Genomic DNA, 15755 nt, shown 5'->3' with positions numbered 1-15755 from the left:
AAGCGCCTGTTAGATAACGACATTCACAATCCGGCCGGGGACAACGATCACCTTTTTGGGCTGGGCCCCATCCAGCGCCTTTTGCACAGCATCGGTGGCCAGCGCGGTTTTTTCAACCTGCGCCTTGTCCATATCCGGCGGTACGCTGATTTCAGCTCGGCGCTTGCCATTGATCTGGATCGGCAGGGTGATGGATTGATCGACCAGCATCGCCTCATCCGCCTTGGGCCAGGGCGCGTTGGCAATCAGACCTTCACCGCCCTGATGCGCCCAGATATCTTCGGACAGATGCGGGGTCATGGGCGACATAAGCTGCGCTAGCGTCATGATCGCCTGCTTTTGCGCGGCCATGCTGGCCTGTGATTTCGACAACACATTGGTGAAGGCGTAAAGCTTTGCAATCGCAGCATTAAATCCGAAGCTTTCGACACCCAGCGTCACGTCGCGGATGGCCTTGTGCATCTCGCGCAGCAGGTCATCGTCGCCGTCGCCGGGTATGTCGGCATCCATCACACCGATCCGATCACAGAGGTTCCAGACGCGGCTCAGATGCTTATAGGCCGCCTCGGCACCGCTTGCGGTCCACTCCACATCCCGCTCCGGCGGGCTGTCGCTCAGCACGAACCAACGCGCCGTATCGGCCCCGTAGGCGCTGATGATATTAACCGGGTCGACGACGTTTTTCTTGGATTTCGACATCTTGGCCGATGAGATGATCTCAACCTTGGTTCCATCCGCAATTTTACCGTCGCTGACATCCTCGGGCAGATGATAGACCGGGCGGCCATTACCATCGCGAGTCTGGTAGATTTCATGCGTCACCATGCCCTGCGTGAACAGCGCGTCAAACGGTTCGATCGCCTTGGCAGGCAGATGCCCGGTCAGGTGCATCGCCCGGGCAAAGAACCGGCTGTAAAGCAGGTGCAGAATGGCGTGTTCGATGCCGCCGATATACTGGTCGACATTCATCCAATAGTCGGCCTCGGCCATGTCTGTCGGCGTCTCGGCGCGGGGAGCGGTGAAACGGGCGAAATACCATGAGCTGTCGACGAACGTGTCCATCGTATCGGTCTCGCGCTTAGCCGGTTTGCCACATTTCGGGCAGGTGCAATCGCGCCATGTGGGATGACGATCCAACGGGTTGCCGGGCACATCGAATGTGACATCATCCGGCAGGCGCACCGGCAGGTTTTCCTTGGCCTCGGGCACCACGCCGCAGGTGTAACAGTGCACCACCGGGATCGGGCAGCCCCAGTAACGCTGGCGGCTCAGACCCCAATCGCGCAGGCGGTATTTGACCTGGCCCACACCCAGATCGTTGGCTTCGAAATAGTCGATGGTGGCGTCGATGCCCTCCTGGCTTGTGACCTCCGAGATGCCGGCGAAATGGTCGATATAGACAACCTTTTCGGATTTGGCGGGCACCAGCGCGTCGTTCTCAACCTCGGTCTCATCGCCGGGCATGTAGAACGCATTACGTACGTCCAACCCATATTTGCGGGCGAAATCAAGGTCGCGCTGATCATGCGCCGGGCAGCCGAACACTGCGCCGGTGCCGTAATCCATCAGCACGAAATTCCCGACCCAGACCGGCAATTCGATATCCGGATAAACCGGGTGGCGCACCGTGATACCGGTGTCGATACCCTTCTTCTCGGCCTTTTCCATCGCCGCTTCGGTGGTGTCCATCTTGCGGGTCTCGGCGATGAACGCGGCCAGTTCGGCATTGCCTCCGGCCAGTTCACGTGACAGCGGATGCTCGGGCGAAATGGCGATAAAGCTGGCGCCGCGCATCGTGTCGGGCCGTGTCGAATAGCACAGCACCGGGTCACCGCCATTGGTCCGGTGAAACGGGATTTCGATGCCACGCGACTTGCCGATCCAGTTTTCCTGCATCAGCCGCACCTTGGCGGGCCAGTTATCAAGCCCGTCCAGCGCTTCGAGCAGCTCTTCGGAAAAGTCACTGATCTTGAAGAACCACTGCGTCAGCTCGCGCCGCTCGACCTCGGCGCCCGACCGCCAGCCTTTGCCGTCGATCACCTGCTCATTGGCCAGCACGGTCATATCGACCGGGTCCCAGTTGACAACGGCGTTCTTGCGATAGACCAGCCCCTTTTCCAGCATGTCGAGGAAGAGCGCCTGTTGCTGACCGTAATATTCCGGATCGCAGGTGGCGAACTCGCGCGACCAGTCGATGGAAAGGCCAAGCGGCTTCATCTGCGCGCGCATGTCGTCGATGTTCTGGTAGGTCCAGTCCTTGGGGTGACCGCCGATTGCCATGGCAGCATTTTCGGCAGGCATGCCAAAGGCGTCCCACCCCATCGGGTGCAGCACATTATGGCCCGTCGCCAGCTTGTAGCGTGCGATCACATCGCCCATCGTGTAGTTGCGCACATGGCCCATATGGATGCGCCCCGACGGGTAGGGGAACATCTCAAGCACATAATACTTGGGCTTGTCGTCCGTATGGGTGGCACGGAAGATACCGGCCTTGTCCCAGGCCTCTTGCCATTTTGCTTCGATCTCGGCGGCGGAATAGCGCGACATGTGCGTCGGACCCTCTGGTGATCAATCGGTTCCCAGCGTGATAGGCGCAAGGGCGGGCGTGGTCCAGAGGCATGCGCCAAAAACCGGGCCTATGCAGCACCGAACAGGCCACCTATAACCGGTTCAGGGGCAACCGAGCGGCAATATTGATGAAAATCCTCTTCATCCACCAGAATTTCCCGGGGCAGTTCAAGCATCTGGCGCCTTTGCTGGCGTCAAAGGGCCATCAATGCGTGGCCCTGACCCTGCGCGTGAAAGAGGTGATTACCTGGCACAATGTGCGCGTTCAGCCCTATGAATTACCGCAGCGAACCGGTCAGAATGTGCATCCCTGGCTACTGGATCTCGATAGCAAAGTTACGCGGGCCGAAGCCTGCTATCGCGCGGCGCTTAAACTGAAGGAAGCAGGGTTCTCACCCGATCTGATCCTTGCCCATCCTGGCTGGGGTGAGGCGATGTTTCTGCGCGATGCCTGGCCCGAGGCCCGTCTGGCGCTTTACTGCGAACTCTATCATCACGCGGAATATCCACATCTGAAATTCGATCCCGAATTCGACAAATCCGACCCGGAGACGGAAATTCTGCGGATGCGCCTGAAGAACCTCAACAATCACCTGCATTTCCCCTGGGCGCATGCCGGGATCAGCCCGACCCGGTTTCAGGCCGATACCTTTCCAGGCGAATTTCGCGATAAGATCACTGTCTGCCATGACGGCATCGACACGATCAGCGCCGCGCCCGATCCGGGTGCGCGCCTGAGCATCGACGGCGTTTGCGATGTTACACGCGAAGATGAGGTCATCACCTTCGTCAATCGAAACCTCGAGCCCTATCGAGGTTATCACATTTTCATGCGCGCCCTGCCGCAGCTGTTGATGGAACGCCCGAACGCCAAAGTGCTGATCGTTGGTGGGGATGAGGTAAGCTATGGCGCCAAACCACCGGGCGGGCAAACCTGGAAACAGATGTTCATTGACGAAGTGCGAGGTCAGATTCCGGATGCAGACTGGGCAAGTGTGCATTTCCTGGGTCGCATCCCCTATGACCAATTCCTACAACTTTTGCAGGTCAGCCGAGTACATGTCTACCTGACCTACCCATTTGTCCTGAGCTGGAGCCTGCTGGAAGCGATGAGCTGCGAAGCGGCCATTGTGGCCAGCGATACAAGCCCGGTGCGTGAGGTCATCCGCCATGATGACACTGGCCGGCTGGTGGATTTTTTTGACAGCGCCGCTCTCGTTTCCGAGGTTTGCCAGCTGCTTGATAACGAGGAAACACGGAAACGTCTTGGGCAGAACGCTCGTAAATTTGCCCGGGAGCGCTATGATCTGCGCTCAATTTGTCTGCCACGACAGCTGGAATGGGTCTCAGCCGTCATGGAAACAGATCTGTTATCAAATTGAGTGCGCTATCGCGCACGCTTGATATCTCGTCCTCCGCCTCCGGCATCGTCCTCAGGCCGATTACCGCACCGTTGCAAATCTAATACAAGGTCAGGCACGGGGGAATTAGGGAACGTTTCCCGAGGGCTGCCTCTGCCTCAAAGGCAAAACTGCAATGCGTGAGCGATCGCTCGCTCCGGTTAAAAACATCCTGCCTGTCAGCGGTAGCGTTCGACAAAGTTTCGCAAGATACGCTCCGGCGCATGTACATCAGCAGCAGCGCACATTTCGGTCAGTTCAGCGGCGGCTTCCGGGGGAAAGTACCCACGATGTTTATAAATCTGAATTCTGGTTCTGAAACCATCGCCATCAGCTTCAGGGTGGAATTGCGTGGCGTAAACATTTTGCCCGTAGCGCACCATTTGAAACGGACAGGTGGGTGAGCTGACAAGATGCACGCATTCCTCTGGAAGTGCTTGCAATGCCTCTTTATGACCAACAAATGCCTGAAAATTTTCAGGCAGGCCGTCTAGCAACGGATCATTCACCCCATCAGCCGTAATTTTGCAATCCGATACGCCAACGGGTTCGGAATAGGCATCTTTGCTGACGTCCCCGTCCAGATGCTTTCCCAGAATTCCGATCCCGTAACAGCAGCCCAGAAACGGTGTGTCGCGCTCGGTAACCTCCGGCATCAGCGACAGAACAGCTTGTTCTATCCGCGCCTCTGCCTCGGTCTTCTTGTCAGGGGCATCGCTGACACAACCCGGCCCACCTCCGACAATAACGCCCGCAAAATCATCCAGACGCAAATTCTCTGGCAGTGCCTCCTGATCCAGCCGAATGCGCACCGTTTGGTCCGCCGTCAGGCCGCCCTTGCGCAAAAAGGCTGCGTATTCATCATCTGCCGCCTCAGTTTCTGGGCGCAATTGAAGGATCAGAAAAGGTTTGGCCATTTTGGTCTTTCCGCCTTCCCGCGAAATCAGGCAACTGGTTGCCCCTTTCTGGACCTGCCGTCAAGATGTCACCGAATTCCCAGCCCACGCGCTTGACCCTGTCCTGCAATCGAATACCCTGCGCGGCACATCAACACTCGTGGGGAAATTGCAATGGCTCAATGTCTGCGTCCGGTCTTTGGCAGAGAGCTGGGGTGATCTGATCCATGAGGCGTTCATTGAGCTTGGCAGCCTATCTGGCCTATGCCCGTGGAACGCCTCGTGCCATCATACCGCCCGCAGCCCCACGCCCTGCAGGAGAGCTTGTCTGGGTTCATGCGGTGGATGCAAGCCGCGCTGATGCTTTACTGCAACTTGCGGAACGGCTGGCACAACAGCGACCGGGTGTCAAAATTCTGCTCACAAGCCCGGAAGGCCTGCAACAAGACCAACAGGTTTGTGACGCCGTAATCTGGCAGAAAATACCTGAAGACTCTGTCGCCGCCGCTGAGGCATTCATGAAGCACTGGTCACCCGATCTTTGCCTATGGGCCGGTGGCAATCTGCTGCCAGCCCTGATCAGCGCAGCAGATACGCGCGACATTCCCCTCTACCTGATCGATGCGGACGAGAACCTTCTGATCCGCCCAAGCTGGCGCTGGTTTCCCGACCTGCCCAAAGCACTTTATGCGCAGTTTTCAGTGATAATGGCACGCTCTGCCAGCGCAGCACGTGAACTGAGACGCATCGGTACGGGCGACACTGAAATGACGGTAACCGGTCCGTTTCTTGAGGGTACAGTCCCTCTGCCATACAACCAGTCGGACCATGACGAGCTGTCCTCCCTCTTGCGTGGTCGTCATGTCTGGCTTGCGGCAATGGCTCAGCCTGATGAGCTGCCCGCCATCCTTGAAGCACACCGCGCAGTCAGCAAGCTGGCGCATCGTGCGCTATTGGTGATTGTGCCGGATGACGTCACGCAATCACCGTCTTTTCAAACGCAACTCACTACGGGTGGGTGGCGCTTTGCGGTCTGGTCCAATGGGGATTTGCCCGAAGAAGCAACCCAGGTGTTGCTTGCTGACACGACGGGAGAGCTCGGGCTTTGGTATCTGCTGGCATCGGTGACGTTCATGGGCAGCTCACTGTTTCCCGGACAGACGGGCCGCGACCCGAACGAACCTGCGGCACATGGATCCGCGATCCTTTATGGACCCAATGTAAGCCGCTATCTGGCCGGATATTCGCGTTATGCCGAGGCGGGTGCCGCCTACCTGATCCGCGATGCGGACACGTTGGCCACAGCAGTTCAACGCCTGATCGCGCCGGATGCCTCTGCGGTCATGGCGCATGCGGCGTGGGATGTGGCGTCGCAAGGGGCCGCTGTAACGGATCGGATACTGGATCTGGTTCAGGACACGCTGGATGTTCTGGAAGCAAAGTCATGAAACCTCCATTGTTTTGGCATTCGCCGCCTGATCAACCCTCGCTGGCTGCGCGACTGCTGGCGCCGCTTGGGGCGCTTTACGGCCGGGCCACGGCACGACGACTTGCGGGGACGAAAGGTGATCGCGCCGATTGCCCCGTCATCTGTATCGGCAATCTGAATGCGGGTGGGACGGGCAAGACACCTACAGTCATCGCCCTGGTCACGCGCCTGCATGAAATGGGCAAAACACCCCATGTCATCTCTCGTGGCCACGGCGGCAACCTGACCGGACCTGTCAGCGTAGACCCGAAAACGCATGGCCCGGAAGATGTCGGCGACGAGCCGCTTTTGGTCGCGGCATTTGCGCCCGTCTGGGTCGCCAGGGATCGCGCTGCCGGAGCCCGAGAAGCCCAGGCAAACGGCGCCGACGTGATCGTGCTGGATGATGGATTTCAAAACCCAAGCCTGGTCAAGGACCTCTCGATCATTGTCGTTGATGCGCAGAGAGGGTTTGGCAATGGCTACTGCATCCCCGCCGGCCCCCTCCGAGAACCTGTGGCTGTTGGATTGTCGCGCGCAGATCTGATCCTGTCGATTGGCCCAAAAACATCTCAGACGCTGTTTGACGACACCTGGGGCCATAGGATTTCTCTGCCGCGGCTGAACGGACGGTTGGAACCACTTCAGACAGGAATGGATTGGCAGGACACCCCGTTCTTGGCCTTTGCCGGTATCGGCCACCCTGAGAAGTTTTTTGCGACACTCAGAGGCTTAGGCGCAACTCTGGCGGGAACCGAAGCTTTGGATGATCACCAGCCCCTGACCCCTGCCCTGATGGTGCGGCTGGAAAAAGAAGCGAAAAGCCTGGGCGCGCAGCTGGTAACAACCGAAAAAGACGCCGTGCGCCTGCCGCCCGATTTTCGATCCAAGGTGATCACCCTGCCGGTACGGTTGCAGCTCGAGGATTGGTCTGCGCTGGACGCTGCCTTGGAAAGCACCGGAATAACCACCCGTCAGACGTAGTGAATTGCTCAGTTATCCTCGCCCAGTTTGGGAGACGGTCGGTTGAGGGACAGCTCGGCATCTGAAAAGCTGAAGGGAGATCGCACACCCGGCACCCCGTCCAGCGTGACCTGCATACCCCGCGCCTTGACCTGTGGGTCGTCGAACACCTCATCCATCTCATTGATCGGTCCCGCCGGAACACCCTTGGCCTCGCAGGCTGCCAGGAGATCGGATTTGATAAAATCGCGCGTACGTTCGGTTAGCGCATCCGTCAATGCTTCACGATTGGCGATCCGGTCAGCGTTGGTCAGGTATTCCGGTGCCTCGGCCAGATCCGGGAGGCCAAGAATACCACAAAGCCGCTGGTATTGCGGGTCATTGCCGGTGGCGATGATGATGAATCCATCGCTGCATTCGAACACCTGATAGGGAGAGAGGTTGGGGTGGTAATTACCCATACGTTTGGGTGCAACGCCGGTGGAAAGATAATTCATCGCCTGATTGGCCGTCACCGAAACAGCCACATCCAGCAGCGCCATGTCGATATGCTGCCCCTTGCCGGTGGCGTGACGCTGGTGCAGCGCCGCAAGAATGGCGGTCGAGGCATAGACGCCCGTGAAAACATCGGTCAACGCGACGCCTACTTTCTGCGGCTGCCCTTCGGGGTCGCCAGTGATCGACATCAGCCCGGACATGCCCTGAATGATGTAATCATATCCGGCACGATTTGCATAAGGCCCGTCCTGTCCGAAGCCGGTGATCGAGCAATATATCAGCCCTGGATTGACCTCTGCCAGACTGGCGTAATCCAGCCCGTATTTCGCCAATCCACCAACTTTGAAGTTCTCAATCAGGATATCGGCATCACGCACCAGATCACGCACCGTCGCCTGACCTTCCCGTGTGCGGAAATCAACCGTGATACTGGCCTTGCCGCGATTGCAGGAATGGAAATAGGCCGCCGTGGTATCGCCCTCACGTTCAATGAACGGCGGGCCCCATTTACGGGTATCGTCGCCTGCGGGTGCCTCGACCTTGATCACCTCGGCCCCCAGATCGGCCAGCGTCTGACCGGTCCAGGGACCAGCCAGAATGCGTGCCAGTTCTACGACCTTCAGCCCGGCCAGTGGTGCAGTCATTACTCGGCCAGTTTCTCGTCGATGATGGCTTTCAGGTCGCCGTAGTTCATGTTCGAATATTTCTCGCCATTGATGATCAGTGTCGGCGTTGCCTGTACCTGATCGGCCTCCGCGTGCTCCTGGAACCAGGCCACAAGCGTCTTGGCCTTGTCACTATCACTCAGACAGGCTTCGATCTGATCTTCGCCCAAGCCCGCCACTTTGCCGATCTTGCGCAGATTTGCTGAAATCTCGGACGGATCACCGCTGCCGATCCAATCCTTTTGCTGATTGTAAAGCATATCAGAAATGCCAAAGAACCGTTCTTGGCCACCGCAGCGAGCGACCATCGACGCCCAGAGACCGAAGCGATCAAAATAGACATCCCGGTAGATGAACTTGATCTTGTCATTATCGACATAATCCGCCTTCAACTGCTTGAAGGGGCCCTTGTGGAAACTGGCACAATGCGGACAGGTAAAGGATGCGTATTCGACGACGGTGACCTTGGCGTCTTCAGCACCCATTGTCATCTCGATGATCGAAGATGTATCTATATCAGCCGCTTCCTGGGCATTTACAGCACCCACTGGCAGATTACTGAAACCGGTGCCTTGCGGTGCGCTCAGCCAAAAGCTTGCGCCTGCAGCAATGGCAAGGCCCACGGCCCCGAATACGGTCAATCGTTTCATCAAGCTCACCTCCGGTGATCAAAGTTTCGTTTTGGATAGAACGTTCTGGCCCAAAGCTTCAAGGGCGGACCGCAGTGAATTGTCGCCAACCGGTGCGGCCAATTGTTCCGCCTTTGCGCGGGCCGCCGGATCAGGTGCGGTGGGGACATCTTTCTTTGGACGATGATCAAAGCTGACCTGACCTTCGGCAAAGCCCGTTGGCGCAGTCTGCGTAATCCGAACACGAGATATGGCATTATAGCCGTAAACTGCATTCACCTTTTCACGTAGCTTTTCCTTTTGCATTTCAAGGATGGGTGCCTGTGCACCTGTGGTCAACACGGTCAGCGACGCACCTAGCCCTTGCCGCCCATAACTGACATTCACAGGGCGGGCGATACCGGCAATGTCGGCCCCCACGATCTCGGCCCAATGGGTCAGCAAGCGAGACTCGGAGAAGCCACGGCTTTCCGACGCACGCCTGATGCGCTTTTGAAGCAACGACGAGGTGCGGGTGAACCCGCGCGCCGTGGCCTTGCGCTGTGTCATCGGTAACCTCCTGTACTCATCCTCTAATTTAAGGCATGTGTCGGGGCATACCAGCCCCTAAAATCGCGCCGGGATAACGAATGTGTGAAGCTGCCAGACCTGATGACCTGTTGCAATGGTATGACAGACATGCCCGGTCGATGCCCTGGCGTGTGGGGCCTGACCAGCGCGCGGCAGGCATATGGCCTGATCCCTACCGTGTTTGGCTGTCCGAAGTGATGCTGCAACAGACCACAGTTGCCACCGTCAAATCATATTTCGAGCGCTTCATCAGCCGCTGGCCGGATGTCACCGCGCTGGCCGCTGCCCAAGATGGCGACGTAATGGGAGAATGGGCAGGTCTGGGGTATTATGCACGTGCCCGCAATCTGCTGAAATGCGCCCGCGTGGTAGCGGATCAGCACAACGGCGCGTTCCCCAACACGCGCGCGGCATTGCTGGAACTACCCGGCATCGGCCCTTACACCGCCGCCGCCATATCAGCCATCGCCTTCGACCGGATCGAAACCGTTGTTGATGGCAATGTCGAACGGGTCATGGCCAGATTACACGACATCCACACCCCTCTGCCCACCGCAAAGCCCGAATTGACCCAGGCCGCCGCCACGCTGACACCCAGGAAACGCCCCGGTGACTACGCGCAGGCAGTCATGGACCTGGGGGCTACTATCTGCACGCCAAAGTCGCCTGCTTGCGGCATTTGCCCCTGGCGAAATCCTTGCCGCGCCCGCATCGCCGGAACGCAGGCAGATTTGCCACGCAAACTGCCAAAGCAGGCAAAACCGACACGGCATGGCATCGCCTATGTGGTTCAGCGCCAGGATGGCGCATGGTTGCTGGAGCGTCGACCCGACAAAGGCCTTCTGGGCGGCATGCTGGGCTGGCCCGGCAGCGACTGGTCCGAGGCGCCGCAACCCGCGCCACCGTTGGCTGCAAACTGGATCACTTTACCAGAAGAGGCACGCCACACTTTCACGCATTTTCATCTGCGCCTGCAAGTTGCCGTGGCCCAGGTCGACTGCACCATCAACCCGGAAACTGGCGATTTCGTGCCGCATCATCGCTTCAAACCCTCAGAATTACCCACCGTCATGCGCAAAGTATTCGATCTGGCACATGGCGCATTCGACAAAATAGACTAAGTATTAGGTGATGCCATTCCCGCCGACGGAGCGCCCTAAATGATCACCAGCAATCAGGTTGCCCGCATTCAACGCGCTGTGCCTTTCTGGGTATCCCTTGTGCTGATACCGATCGCCCTGATCAGCGCAACGCAAGGCGGCTGGACCATCGCACTTTTGCCGGCAGTCACGTGGATTCTTTTTTCGATTCTGGATGCGTTTTTCGGCCTTGAACTCGACAATGTAGATCCCGAAACCTCGGACGAGCACCTGAAATGGTATCGCGCCATCACCCTGATCTGGGCACCGCTTCAGTTCGCGCTGCTGTTCTGGATGATCTGGTACGCCAACGGCCCCGGTGATGCGCATCTGTCCCCGATTGAAACAATCGCGCTCTTCTTTGGTGTCGGTGTCGTCACCGGGACCGTTGGCATCAATTACAGCCACGAACTCATGCACCAAAAGAACAGAAAAGAACGTTTTTTGGGCGACCTTCTGCTGGCAATGGTGCTTTATTCGCATTTCCGGTCGGAACACCTGCTGGTGCATCACCGCCATGTCGGCACGCCTCGTGACCCGGTAACCGCCCGCTATAACGAGGGGTTTTACCGGTTCTTTCCCCGGGTCCTTCAAAGCTCACTCAAGTCAGCATTCCGCGCCGAAAAAGATATGCTTGCACGCAAAAGCCTGCCCTGGTTTCATCTCACCAACCCGTTCTTCCGCTATTGGGGACTGCAAGGAACGATGCTCTTGCTTGCGTTTCTTCTGGGCGGTTGGATCGGAGTGATGCTGTTCATCTGGCAGGCGTTCATTGCAATCTGGCAGTTAGAGCTGGTCAACTACATCGAACATTACGGGCTGACGCGCAAACATCTGGGCGGCGGAAAATACGAACATGTCAAACCACAACACAGCTGGAACGCCAGCCAGAAGGCGTCGAACTGGCTGCTGATTAACCTGCAACGCCATTCCGATCATCACTATAAACCAGACAGACGCTTTCCACTGCTTCAAACCTATGCCAGTGGTGACGCACCGCAACTGCCGTTCGGCTATCCGATGATGACGATGGCGGCGATGGTGCCCCCACTCTGGCGCCGGGTGATGAACCCTCGGGTGCGCCGCTGGCGGCAAATGTACTATCCCGAGATTTCAAACTGGAAACCCTACAACAAAGCGCTGAACCCACATCCCCACTAGACGCGACCGGTATTAAGCGAAGATGGCGACCCCGGCAGGATTCGAACCTGCAACCTGCCCCTTAGGAGGGGGCTGCTCTATCCAGTTGAGCCACGGGGCCGTCCAGCCATTTTCATATCCGGCAGATATCGGTTTGTCATCGCTTGATTTACAGAAAACGACACCCCTCGGGTCGCGCTAGCCGCTTGATCCGGCAAGACTGTTCGCGGTAACATCCTCGAAACATCAAACAGGAAGATGCCCCAGTGACAGATAACGACAATCGCCCGCTGACCCTTCGTGACGTGTCCGATGCCTCGGGTGTCTCGGAGATGACGGTCAGCCGGGTTCTGCGCAACCGGGGCGATGTGTCGGACGCCACCCGAAAGCGGGTGCTGGCGGCCGCCAAGGACCTTGGATACGTCCCAAACAAGATCGCTGGCGCGCTTGCCAGCCAGCGCGTCAACCTGGTGGCGGTTGTCATTCCGTCGATGTCAAACATGGTCTTTCCCGAAGTGATGACGGGCATCAGCCAGATCCTTGATGACACCGACCTGCAACCAGTTGTGGGCATCACGGGCTACCAGCGTGAGAAGGAGGAGAAAGTCCTCTACGAAATGCTGTCATGGCGCCCTTCGGGCGTGATCATCGCCGGGCTGGAACATTCCGAAGCCGCGCGCGCGATGCTGGCCGCCTCGGGCATTCCGGTGGTCGAGATCATGGATGTCGACGGCACACCGGTGGATTCGGTCGTAGGTATTTCGCATCGTCTTGCCGGGCAAAAGATGGCCAAGGCGATCCTCAAGGCCGGATATAGCCAGATCGGATTTCTGGGTACAAAGATGTCGCTGGATCACCGCGCCCGCAAACGCTTTGAAGGGTTCACCGAAACACTGGCCAAGGCCGGTGTCGAGATCGTCGACAAGGAATTCTACACCGGCGGCTCTGCGCTTGTGAAAGGCCGCGAGATGACCCAGGAAATCCTTGAACGCAATGAAGACATCGATTTTCTCTATTATTCAAACGACATCATCGGCGCGGGTGGTTTGCTCTATCTTCTGGATCAGGGCATCGATGTGCCCGGTCAGATTGGGCTTGCGGGATTCAACGGGGTGAATCTGTTGAAGGGACTGCCAAAGGAACTTGCGACAATGGACGCCTGCCGCCTCGAAATTGGCAGACAAGCCGCGCAGGTCATCGTTGACCGCGTAGGCGGGCAGACCGGCCCGAAACGGATCGTGTTGGAGCCAACCGTCAGTTTTGGGCAAACGTTGAAACGGCGGTAGCGACGCTTGGCAGGTACCACCCACAAGCCACAATCTGACTGTGCCCGATTTGGACATCACCGAACTGGATTGTCGGCCGATGTCTTTTTTGAGATTTTAGAGAAAGCGCTATGCGCTGATCACCTGCCTGATAGATGGCAGCACCTTTCGTCGCGGTCCTTGGCGCTTGGTCGCAAAAGGACATCAAGAAACCTGTCCAACACGGCGTTGCCTGACCCCATTTGGTCAACCTCTCGCGATCCGCTGTTCAGCGACATTCTGCGCCACCAGTTCCTTGTAAAACGCGCGGATGCGCCGGGTCATAGGGCCCGCGCCATCATGCTCACCAATGCGCTTTCCGTCGATCTCGGCCACCGGGGTTTGCGCACCGAATGTACCGGTTAGAAACGCCTCATCGGCACCAATCGCCTCGTAAAGCGAATAGTTCTTCTCAAGGACCGGAATGCCATTGGCCCGGCACAGATCGATCACCTTCTGCCGCGTGACCCCGTTCATGCAATAGTCACCGGTCGAGGTCCAAACCTCCCCCCGGCGGACGATGAAGAAGTTGCAGGCGTTGGTTGTGTTCACAAACCCGTGCGGATCCAGCATCAGCGCCTCATCCGCTCCCGCCTGCTCGGCCTGAAGACAGGCAATCACGCAATTGAGCTTTGAGTGGCTGTTATATTTCGCATCCTGGCTCATCGGCAGGCCGCGCACCTGCGGCACCGTGGCCAGGCGGATACCTTTCTTTTGTAGGCTGTCGACAGGTTTTGAATGCTCCAGGATAGCCACTACCGTTGGCCCTGACCGGCTGAGACCGGGATGCTGGAACGGCTTGACCTTTGGGCCGCGGGTAATCATCAGTCGGCAATGCGCGTCCGACGTCATACCATTGGCCACAGCCGTGGCGTTGAGTGCCGCCAGGATTTCTTCCTTGGTCATCCCGATATCCAACGACACAGATTTGCAGGAATTGAACAACCGGTCCATGTGTTCGTCAAAAAACGCCCACTGCCCGTCATAAAGCCGCAGCCCCTCCCACATGCCATCCCCCAGCATGAAGCCGGAATCGTAGACTGAAACGACTGCTTCGGCACGTGGTACGATCTTGCCGTTCAGGAAGATCTTGATGTCCTGATTACGCAGGTCCTCCTCGGCATCATGGGTTGAATGGCCATCGGTCTTGTTGGTCATAGGTCTGCGTTCCTGATTAATGTGTATGTCAAAAAGGAAGAGACGGCAGGCAATCCCACCGCCTCTCGGGAAGGCGCCTCATTGCAGCAGGCCAACCTCGCGGAAATACCGTTCGGCACCAGGGTGCATCGGGGCAGAGAGCCCGTTCACGACCATTTCCTCTTTCTTCAGATTGGCAAAGGCGGGATGGAAGGTCTTGAACGTGTCGAAATTGTCAAAAACCGCCTTGACCATCACATACACGGTCTCTTCGGGCACCTTTGTCGAGGTGACAAATGTCGAGGGCAGACCAAAAGACGGCACCTCTTCGTCCACACCTCGATAGAGCCCACCCGGAATGGTTACTTTCCCATAATAGGGCTTGCTATCAATCAGCTGATCGACCTTCTTACCCTCAACCGCGATAATGTTGATGTCGCAGGTCGTGGCAGCCTCCAGCACGTTCGCAACTGGGTTGCCCGCAACCATCAGGAAGGCGTCAATGGTATTGTCGCAAAGCGCCGAGGACTGCTCGGCCGATTTCAATTCCGTCACCAGTCCAAAATGATCCATGTCCCAACCCAGGGCATCGACAAGCACTTCGGCCGTGCCGCGCGTGCCCGACCCCGGGTTGCCCAAATTGATGGATTTGCCACCAAGGTCATCCAGCGACGTGATGCCAGCGTCGGTGCGCGCCGCGATGATGACCGTGTCCGGGTGAAGCGAGAACAGGCTGCGCAGCTCCTCGTCCGGGCCGTTTTCTTCGAACAGGCTGGTACCGTTCAGCGCATGGTATTGCCAGTCGGACTGGACGATTCCCATCTCCAGTTCCCCCTGGCGCATGGTACGCAGATTATAGACTGAACCACCTGTGCTTTCGACCGAACAGCGGATGCCATGTTCCTTACGCCCCTGATTGACCAGCCTACAAATTCCCCCGCCGACAGCATAGTAAATACCGGTCACGCCACCGGTTCCGATCGTCAGGAACTCTTCTGCCTTGGCGATGGTTCCGCCACCCATCAGGGCCGCTGCCGCAAGCACGGCAACGCCTGAGCGCAGCCGCATTCCAAATTTGATAGACGCGCGCATAACTGTCTCCCTTTTCGTTTTTGGTACCGCACCGATCTGAATCCGGTTGAAGGGTAATTGGCTTCAGCCGGAACAGATTTAGGCGCATGGCCGAACAGTGCGGAATTATCGAATCTCAATGAAAGTGACAGTACTAAAAACTCACTTAATTGTCGACAATTAATAATATTGTCGACAATATTGATCTCATACCGCAATATGAAAACGGACCGGCCGTGGTCCTTCCAAAGCCGTGAAACCTGGCAGGGAATATCGCCGCATTCTTTGGAAGCTATGCAATCCGGTC

At 57.6% G+C, this 15755-nt stretch carries 13 protein-coding genes and 1 tRNA gene; 6 read left to right on the top strand and 8 right to left on the bottom strand.

Going from position 1 to position 15755, the window contains the following annotated elements; all coding sequences use genetic code 11:
• Positions 1–9: 9 nt before the first annotated feature.
• Positions 10–2547 (bottom strand): leucine--tRNA ligase, encoded by a 2538-nt coding sequence (leuS, locus tag Q1B27_RS20665; protein ID WP_299850657.1) that lies wholly within the window; start codon positions 2545–2547, stop codon positions 10–12.
• Between the two features lie 149 nt (positions 2548–2696).
• Here leuS and Q1B27_RS20660 point away from each other — a divergent pair, with 149 nt between their 5' ends.
• Positions 2697–3950 (top strand): glycosyltransferase family 4 protein, encoded by a 1254-nt coding sequence (locus Q1B27_RS20660; protein WP_299850772.1) that lies wholly within the window; start codon positions 2697–2699, stop codon positions 3948–3950.
• Positions 3951–4147: 197 nt separating this feature from the next.
• Here Q1B27_RS20660 and Q1B27_RS20655 read toward each other — a convergent pair whose 3' ends face one another.
• Entirely contained in the window at positions 4148–4885 is a 738-nt protein-coding gene (locus Q1B27_RS20655; protein ID WP_299850654.1) for a glutamine amidotransferase, read from the bottom strand.
• A gap of 206 nt (positions 4886–5091) precedes the next feature.
• Here Q1B27_RS20655 and Q1B27_RS20650 point away from each other — a divergent pair, with 206 nt between their 5' ends.
• Both Q1B27_RS20650 and lpxK read left to right on the top strand, forming a co-directional pair.
• A complete protein-coding gene (locus Q1B27_RS20650; RefSeq protein ID WP_299850652.1) occupies positions 5092–6312 on the top strand; it encodes a glycosyltransferase N-terminal domain-containing protein in 1221 nt (406 codons plus the stop codon).
• On the top strand, positions 6309–7316 hold the full coding sequence (gene lpxK, locus Q1B27_RS20645; protein ID WP_299850649.1) for a tetraacyldisaccharide 4'-kinase: 1008 nt from the start codon (positions 6309–6311) through the stop codon (positions 7314–7316). Before Q1B27_RS20650 ends, lpxK begins: the two co-directional genes overlap by 4 nt.
• Positions 7317–7324: 8 nt before the next feature.
• On the opposite strand, the gene Q1B27_RS20640 is transcribed toward lpxK, so the two are convergent.
• From Q1B27_RS20640 to Q1B27_RS20630, 3 genes are read right to left on the bottom strand one after another with little or no spacing between them, the layout of a single operon-like run.
• Entirely contained in the window at positions 7325–8437 is a 1113-nt protein-coding gene (locus tag Q1B27_RS20640) for a CaiB/BaiF CoA-transferase family protein (RefSeq protein ID WP_299850647.1), read from the bottom strand.
• The gene (locus Q1B27_RS20635; RefSeq protein ID WP_299850645.1) at positions 8437–9108 is read right to left on the bottom strand and encodes a DsbA family protein; all 672 of its coding nucleotides are present in this window, start codon (positions 9106–9108) and stop codon (positions 8437–8439) included. Before Q1B27_RS20635 ends, Q1B27_RS20640 begins: the two co-directional genes overlap by 1 nt.
• Positions 9109–9126: 18 nt before the next feature.
• Complete coding sequence (locus Q1B27_RS20630; RefSeq protein ID WP_299850643.1) at positions 9127–9636, bottom strand: DUF721 domain-containing protein; 510 nt, start codon at positions 9634–9636, stop codon at positions 9127–9129.
• 80 nt (positions 9637–9716) lie between these two features.
• Here Q1B27_RS20630 and mutY point away from each other — a divergent pair, with 80 nt between their 5' ends.
• Both mutY and Q1B27_RS20620 read left to right on the top strand, forming a co-directional pair.
• Entirely contained in the window at positions 9717–10778 is a 1062-nt protein-coding gene (mutY, locus tag Q1B27_RS20625) for an A/G-specific adenine glycosylase (RefSeq protein ID WP_299850641.1), read from the top strand.
• Positions 10779–10817: 39 nt separating this feature from the next.
• Positions 10818–11957 carry an alkane 1-monooxygenase gene (locus Q1B27_RS20620; protein WP_299850639.1) on the top strand — a complete coding sequence of 380 codons (1140 nt, stop codon included), beginning with the start codon at positions 10818–10820 and terminating at the stop codon, positions 11955–11957.
• Positions 11958–11980: 23 nt separating this feature from the next.
• Here the strand turns inward: Q1B27_RS20620 and Q1B27_RS20615 are convergent.
• A tRNA-Arg gene (locus Q1B27_RS20615) sits at positions 11981–12057 on the bottom strand.
• Between the two features lie 145 nt (positions 12058–12202).
• Here Q1B27_RS20615 and Q1B27_RS20610 point away from each other — a divergent pair.
• Positions 12203–13222 (top strand): LacI family DNA-binding transcriptional regulator, encoded by a 1020-nt coding sequence (locus tag Q1B27_RS20610; RefSeq protein ID WP_299850637.1) that lies wholly within the window; start codon positions 12203–12205, stop codon positions 13220–13222.
• Positions 13223–13447: 225 nt separating this feature from the next.
• Here the strand turns inward: Q1B27_RS20610 and Q1B27_RS20605 are convergent, their stop codons facing one another.
• A complete protein-coding gene (locus tag Q1B27_RS20605; RefSeq protein ID WP_299850635.1) occupies positions 13448–14398 on the bottom strand; it encodes an aminotransferase class IV in 951 nt (316 codons plus the stop codon).
• Between the two features lie 78 nt (positions 14399–14476).
• Positions 14477–15469 carry a TAXI family TRAP transporter solute-binding subunit gene (locus tag Q1B27_RS20600; RefSeq protein WP_299850633.1) on the bottom strand — a complete coding sequence of 331 codons (993 nt, stop codon included), beginning with the start codon at positions 15467–15469 and terminating at the stop codon, positions 14477–14479.
• Positions 15470–15755: the final 286 nt, after the last annotated feature.

It is taken from the genome of uncultured Roseovarius sp. (genome assembly GCF_947489715.1).
GTDB lineage: Bacteria > Pseudomonadota > Alphaproteobacteria > Rhodobacterales > Rhodobacteraceae > Roseovarius.
The sequence above is the reverse complement of the archived record's forward strand: the minus strand, read 5'-3'. Positions and strand labels throughout refer to the sequence as shown.